We start from the raw sequence: 2,986 nt of genomic DNA on the forward strand, positions 1-2,986 counted from the left end.
TGCGGGCCGAACGGCGGCGGGTGGATCGGTTCGCCGAGCGGATGTTTCAGGCCTTGGCGACGGCTCCGGCCACCGCTACCGTGGCATCGGTTCCGTCGCCGTGGCGGCATCACGCTTAAGGCTGCGAGGTTGAATGACGGCTCCCCCCTGTCCCCGCGCGCGCTCGCTGGGGTGCGCGTGCTCGATCTGTCGCGGATTCTGGCCGGGCCGACCTGCACACAGTTGCTGGGGGATTTGGGGGCGGAGGTCATTAAGATCGAACGCCCCGGCAGTGGCGACGATACCCGCACCTGGGGGCCGCCCTTCGTGAAAGACGGCGCGGGGGAGGAAACCGATCTGTCGGCCTATTACCTTTGCGCCAATCGCAATAAACAGTCGGTCGCCATCGATCTTGCCACCGACGCCGGGGCCGATCTTATCCGCCGCTTGGTCGCCACCGCCGATGTGGTGATCGAAAATTATAAGCCCGGCGATCTCGCGCGGCGCGGCCTTGATTATGACGCGCTGCGGCAGGTAAAGCCCGATCTGATCTGGTGTTCCATTTCGGGTTTCGGGCAAACCGGCCCGTATTCCGATCGCATCGGCTATGATTTCCTCGTGCAGGCGATGGGCGGGATCATGAGCATCACCGGCCAGCCCGACGCCAAGGGCGGGGAGCCGGTGAAAGTTGGCGTCGGGATTGCCGATGTCGTCTGCGGGCTTTATGCCACCGTTGGCCTGCTGGCGGCGTTGCGCCACCGCGACGCGACCGGCGAGGGGCAGATGATTGATCTCGCCCTCTATGATTCTCAGCTTTCCTGGCTCATCAATGCCGCCACCAATTACCTCGTATCGGACCGGGTGCCGCAGCGCTTGGGCAACCGCCACCCCAATATCGCGCCCTATCAAACCTATCGGGTGGCTGATGGCTATATCGTCGTTGCCGTGGGGAACGATGAGCAGTTCCGCCGCTTTGTTGCCGAACTTGGGCTTCCCGAACTTGCCGACGATCCGCGCTTTCGCCGCAACCGCGACCGTATCCTTGCGGTCGATGCGCTGGAAGAAGCACTGCTTCCGGCGCTTGCGCTTGATACCGTCGCGGGTTGGTCGGCGCGGCTCACGCGCTGCAAAGTCCCCGCCGGACCAGTGGCGAGTGTTGCGGAAGCGCTTGACAACCCCCACACGCAAGCGCGTGAGATGGTGGTGACGCTGGACGGACCGGGCGATACCGGGCCGGTTCGGCTGCTCGGGAATCCGCTGAAATTCAGCCGCACGCCCGTAGCCTATGACCGGCCGCCGCCGCATCTCGATCAGGATCGGCAGGCGGTGCTGACGGGGCTTCTGGGTTTGAGCGCCGAGGAGCTTCAGGATTTCACCACGCGCGGGGCTTTTGGCTCCAGCGCCCCCTCGGAGGCTTAAGATGCGCATTGCCGATTTGATCGCCCAAACCCTCGCCGCCCACGGCATTCGCCACGCTTTCGGCATGCCCGGCGGTGAGGTGGTGACGATGCTGGACGCGCTGGAGGCCGCCGGGATCGCCTTCACCCTCGCGCGGAACGAAACGGCGGCGGCGATGATGGCGGCGGGCGCGTCGGCGGTCACGGGGGCACCCGGTCTGCTGCTCACCACCCTCGGGCCGGGGCTCGCCAATGCGGTCAATGGAATCGCCGATGCGCAGCAGGAGCAGGTGCCGCTGCTGGTGATTTCCGGTATCGTCGAAGCGGATGTGCGCGGGCGCTACACCCATCAAATTCTCGATCATGCCGCCCTGCTGCGCCCGCTGGTGAAAGCCAGCTTCGAGATTGCGGCGGAAGGCGCGGGCGGAAACCATCGCCCGCGCGCTGGCGCTCGCGGTTCGTGCGCCTGCCGGGCCGGTGCATATCGATCTCTCGCCGGTCCTCGCCGCGCAAGACGCTCCCGCTACTGCCCTGCCCGTCAAACCGCCGATCCGGCTGCACCCGGTTCCGGCGGGCGACGATCCTGTCTTGCGCGCGGTGGCCGATAAGATCGCCCATAGCCGCCACCCGATCATTCTGGCGGGGTTCGAGGCGGCGCGCTGCGGCGCTGCGGCAGCGGTAACGCTGCTGATGGACCAGCAACGCATTCCGGTTATCACCACCTATAAAGCCAAGGGGCTGGTGCCCGAAGATCATCCGCTGTCCTTGGGCGGGGCGGGGCTTTCGCCGAAGGCCGACACAATCCTGCTAGAGTTGATCGGCAAGGCCGATCTGGTCCTGACCATCGGTTACGATCCCATCGAAATGCGCGTGGGCTGGCTCGATGCGTTTCCGGCGACGGCCCAGGTGATCGACCTGACCGACCATCCCGCCGATCACGGCATGCACCGCGTCGACCAGCAGGTCATCGGCCCGCTGCCGGGGACGATTGCGGCGCTGAATTGGGCCTTGGGCAAGGGCTCGCCGCCGCCGCATTGGGCAGCGGGGCAGGCCGTGGCCGCCCGCGCGGCGCTTCAAACCGCTTTCGCCCCCCCGCTGAATGGGGGCCGCACGCGGTCTTCGCCACCCTGCACGCGGCTTTGCCGGAAAGCGCGACGATTACGGTCGATAGCGGTGCGCATCGGATTTTGTTCAGCCAAATGTGGCAGGCGCAACGGCCCCTGTCGATCTTGCAGTCGGCAGGCTTCTGTACGATGGGCGCGGCCTTACCGCTGGCGATTGGCGCGGCGCGGGCCGGGGTGCCGGGGCCGGTGGTGGCTGTGATGGGCGACGGCGGCTTGGAAATGACCTTGGGCGAACTTGGGACCTTGCGCGACGCCGGGCTGAAGGTGATCGTGCTGGTGGTGCAAGACGTGAGCCTGTCGCTGATCGCGCTCAAGCAGGCGCAAGCGGGTCTTGCGCCCGCGGGCGTTGCGATGGGGCGCACCGATTATGCCGCTCTGGCGAAGGCCTTCGGCGGGGCGGGCGAGACGGTCGAGAGTGTCGGGGCGCTCGGGGCCGCGCTGGAGCGGGCGATGGCTGCCGATGGCTTCAGCCTGATTGCGGCGGCG

At 66.8% G+C, this 2,986-nt stretch carries 4 protein-coding genes; all 4 read left to right on the top strand.

Going from position 1 to position 2,986, the window contains the following annotated elements:
* Positions 1–129: 129 nt before the first annotated feature.
* Entirely contained in the window at positions 130–1,398 is a 1,269-nt protein-coding gene (locus VZ95_RS14805; protein ID WP_045776543.1) for a CaiB/BaiF CoA transferase family protein, read from the top strand.
* Position 1,399: 1 nt separating this feature from the next.
* Positions 1,400–1,984, top strand: a complete 585-nt coding sequence (locus VZ95_RS24275; RefSeq protein WP_156995321.1) for a thiamine pyrophosphate-binding protein — start codon at positions 1,400–1,402, stop codon at positions 1,982–1,984.
* The gene (locus tag VZ95_RS27290) at positions 1,974–2,699 is read left to right on the top strand and encodes a hypothetical protein (protein WP_232302677.1); all 726 of its coding nucleotides are present in this window, start codon (positions 1,974–1,976) and stop codon (positions 2,697–2,699) included. Before VZ95_RS24275 ends, VZ95_RS27290 begins: the two co-directional genes overlap by 11 nt.
* Positions 2,603–2,986, top strand: a 384-nt coding sequence (locus VZ95_RS24285) for a thiamine pyrophosphate-dependent enzyme (RefSeq protein ID WP_232302678.1), incomplete at its 3' end; no start/stop codon positions are given. The genes VZ95_RS27290 and VZ95_RS24285, both read left to right, overlap by 97 nt.

The organism is Elstera litoralis (assembly GCF_000963705.1).
In the GTDB taxonomy this organism is placed as follows: domain Bacteria; phylum Pseudomonadota; class Alphaproteobacteria; order Elsterales; family Elsteraceae; genus Elstera; species Elstera litoralis.